Origin of the sequence: Lutibacter sp., assembly GCF_030692605.1 — a bacterium.
GTDB lineage: Bacteria > Bacteroidota > Bacteroidia > Flavobacteriales > Flavobacteriaceae > Lutibacter.
The window spans coordinates 1-3,467 of sequence record NZ_JAUYUD010000052.1 but is presented as its reverse complement, the minus strand read 5'-3'; the positions used below and the strand labels follow the sequence as shown (position 1 = coordinate 3,467).

Annotated in this window: 3 protein-coding genes and 2 tRNA genes; 1 reads left to right on the top strand and 4 read right to left on the bottom strand. The window is 30.1% G+C overall.

Annotation, left to right across the window (positions count from 1 at the left end):
* Positions 1-143: 143 nt before the first annotated feature.
* From Q8S45_RS05065 to Q8S45_RS05050, 4 genes are all read right to left on the bottom strand, one after another.
* Positions 144-224 (bottom strand) — tRNA-Tyr (locus Q8S45_RS05065).
* 45 nt (positions 225-269) lie between these two features.
* Positions 270-342 (bottom strand) — tRNA-Lys (locus tag Q8S45_RS05060).
* Between the two features lie 62 nt (positions 343-404).
* Positions 405-1,172 carry an ABC transporter ATP-binding protein gene (locus tag Q8S45_RS05055; RefSeq protein WP_305601836.1) on the bottom strand — a complete coding sequence of 256 codons (768 nt, stop codon included), beginning with the start codon at positions 1,170-1,172 and terminating at the stop codon, positions 405-407.
* The gene (locus Q8S45_RS05050) at positions 1,173-1,913 is read right to left on the bottom strand and encodes an ABC transporter permease (protein WP_305601834.1); all 741 of its coding nucleotides are present in this window, start codon (positions 1,911-1,913) and stop codon (positions 1,173-1,175) included.
* Between the two features lie 125 nt (positions 1,914-2,038).
* Between Q8S45_RS05050 and Q8S45_RS05045 the strand changes: the two genes are divergently transcribed.
* Positions 2,039-3,376, top strand: coding sequence for an alkaline phosphatase family protein (locus tag Q8S45_RS05045; RefSeq protein ID WP_305601832.1), 1,338 nt, complete (start codon positions 2,039-2,041; stop codon positions 3,374-3,376).
* Positions 3,377-3,467 lie beyond the last annotated feature (91 nt).

Here is a 3,467-nt window from a genome sequence, read left to right as displayed (position 1 = left end):
TTAATGGCATTAGGACACAATTTAAGAAAGAAAATTGCTTCTTAAGGACAATTTTTGCCTTATTCATAAAAATAAAAAATATCCGAAATTGAATAGAAATAAAAAAACCGTCTCAAAATTTAATATTGAGACGGCTTCTTTTGTGGTGAGAGAAGGATTCGAACCTTCGAAGCTTGCGCAGCAGATTTACAGTCTGCCCTCGTTGGCCACTTGAGTATCTCACCAAAAATTTTAAAATAAAAAACTTCTCAATTAAGAGAAGCCTTTTGTGACCGGGCTGGGGCTCGAACCCAGGACCACCTCCTTAAAAGGGAGGTGCTCTACCAACTGAGCTACCAGGTCATTCTTTTTCTTTTTAGCGGCTGCAAATATAGACGTATATTTTAAAAAAACAAAGTAATACGTTACTTTGTTTCATTTAAATAAGTTTGCCTTACTTTCTTAAATAAATTAGAAGAATAGACGAAATTTACAATAGCCTCATTTTCAGTTTTAAAAATATCATTGTTCGATCCCTCCCAAGCTTTTACACCATCTTTTAAAAAAATTATTTTTTCACCAATTTCCATAACTGAATTCATATCATGTGAATTAATTACCGTTATAATATCATATTCTCGGGTAATTTCTTGAATTAAATTATCAATTAATATGGCAGTATTAGGATCTAAACCAGAATTTGGCTCATCACAAAATAAATATTTTGGATTCATCACAATTGCTCGTGCTATGGCAACTCGTTTTTGCATCCCACCAGACAATTCAGCTGGGAATCTATTGTTTACTTTATCTAAATTTACCCGTTTCAAAACAAAATTTACACGATCTAACATTTCAGATTTTGATTGATCACTAAACATTTTTAAAGGGAACATAATGTTTTCTTCAATTGTTAAAGAATCATAAAGCGCTCCTCCTTGAAATACCATTCCAACTTCTTGTCTCAACTGTCGCTGATCATCAATATCCAATTCTGTATGTTTTCTACCATCAAAAGATATAATGCCTGATTCAGGTTTATGCAATCCAATCAAACATTTTAACAATACGGTTTTACCAGAACCACTTTGCCCAATAATCATATTGGTTTTACCCTTTTCGAAAGTAGTAGAAATTCCTTTCAAAACTACTGTTCCATTAAATTCTTTATACAAATCTATTACCTCAATCATCTATCCTAAAAGCATTTGGGTTAAAAAATAATTTAATAAAATAATTACAACACTTGTCCAAACAACCGCTTTTGTACTTGCCCTTCCAACTTCTAAAGATCCACCTTTAACATAATAGCCGTGATAAGCTGGAATAGTCGCAATTACAAAAGCAAAAACTACGGTTTTTATCAAAGCATAAACAATTAAAAAAGGTTTAAAATCTAACTGAACACCATAAATAAAATCTTCACTATAAAATAAATCGGTTAACAAACCTGCATAATAACCACCTAATATACCAACAAACATTGATAATGAAATTATTATTGGATAGAAAAATAAGGTTGCTAATATTTTAGGTAAAATCAAATAATTTAAAGAATTTATACCCATAACTTCCAAGGCGTCAATTTGTTCCGTAACCCTCATAGTTCCTATACTAGATGTTATAAAAGAACCTACTTTACCCGCTAAAATAATTGACATAAACGTTGGTGCAAATTCCAAAATAATACCGCGCATGGTAGCAAAACCGATTAAATATCTTGGAATAAAAGGACTGTCAACATTTAATGCAGTTTGAATAGCAACCACACCTCCAACAAAAAATGAAATAAAAATGATAATACCAATAGATTTTAATCCTAAATCTTCAATTTCTCTAAATAATGTTTCTCTAAAAACTGACCATTTTTGAGGTTTTTTAAAAACCTGCTTTAGCATTAAAAAATACTTACCTGTATGTTCAAAATAATTCATTCAAAATCTTTTTCGCTAAAATATTAAATAATTAACTGGTAACTACTTTTTAAAACTAAAAATAATATGTTTAACTTTAAATAGTTAATTTTGACGTTCTTTATAAATAATAAAATTTATACGCAATGAAAAATATTTTTGTTATCCTTATTTTTAGTTTAACCCTTTCGCAATGTATAGGTATTAAAGCTAAAAAAACATCAACAACTGTAAATCAATCATCTAAAAATATTGAAGTTGTTGCAGATATCAAAAATCCAAACCTTATTATTGGTATTGTTGTGGATCAAATGCGGTACGATTATCTGATTAAATTTCAAAAACATTATGGAAATGGTGGATTCAAACGATTGATGAAAGGTGGTTACAATTTGGACAATGTCCATTACAACTATATTCCTACCTATACTGCCGTTGGGCACGCATCAATTTATACAGGTACTACGCCAGTAAATCACGGAATAATATCAAACAATTGGTACGATAAATATGAAAAAAAATCTATTTATTGCGTTGATGATGACAGATACAAAACAATAGGAGCTTTACAAGGCGGATCCAAATCTCCTTATAGAATGCTTACTACTACCATAACCGATCAATTAAAATTATCTCAAAATTTGAATGGAAAAACCATTGGAATTTCCATTAAAGATCGATCTGCTATTTTACCTGCCGGACATACGGCCAATTCAGCTTATTGGTTTGAAGGAGGAGATATAGGGAAATTTATTTCAAGTTCATTTTATATGAATGAATTACCGAAATGGGTTCAAGATTTCAATAATCAGGGCAAGGCGAATATTTATTTAAACATGACCTGGAATACATATTACCCAATTGAAAGTTATATAGAAACATTGCCTGATAATAATAATTATGAAGGTTTATTCAATGGAAAAAACACTCCAACATTTCCCTATAATTTAGCCGAATTAAGAAAAGTAAACAACAATTTTGATCTCCTAAAAGCAGTTGCATTCGGAAATTCGTTTACTACTGATTTTGCAGAAGCCACAATTATAGGAGAGAATTTAGGAAAAAGTGAATTTACTGATTTTTTAGCTGTTAGCTATTCCAGTCCAGATTATGTGGGTCATCAATTTGGTATTGATGCAAAAGAAATTCAGGACACTTATATACGACTGGACAAGGATTTAGAACGATTCCTTATCTTTTTAGACAAACAAATAGGTGAAAATAACTATTTAATTTTTTTAACTGCTGACCATGCAGCTGTTCAAGTACCGGCTTATTCCAATTCGCTAAAAATACCAAGTGGATATTTCAATAATCTAGGATTCAAAAAGTTTGTTAACCAAATCACTTTGGATTATTTTAAATCTGACCAACTAGTTGAAAATATTTCAAATTATCAAGTGTTTTTAAATAAATCAAAAATTAAAGAACTTAATCTATTAACCCGACGGCATTATATCTATAATTATCAAGCTGCATATTGAATATCTTTATGATTGAAATATTTTTGAACTCTATCTGGATTTTGAACTAACATTTGCATATGGTTTTCTAAATTTTCTTTAAGTTTTTCAT

Excerpts from the sequence above, each read along its gene's own strand:
- Q8S45_RS05055 (WP_305601836.1), bottom strand. The coding sequence starts at position 1,172 with ATGATTGAGGTAATAGATTTGTATAAAGAATTTAATGGAACAGTAGTT.
- Q8S45_RS05050 (WP_305601834.1), bottom strand. The coding sequence starts at position 1,913 with ATGAATTATTTTGAACATACAGGTAAGTATTTTTTAATGCTAAAGCAG.
- Q8S45_RS05045 (WP_305601832.1), top strand. The coding sequence starts at position 2,039 with ATGAAAAATATTTTTGTTATCCTTATTTTTAGTTTAACCCTTTCGCAA.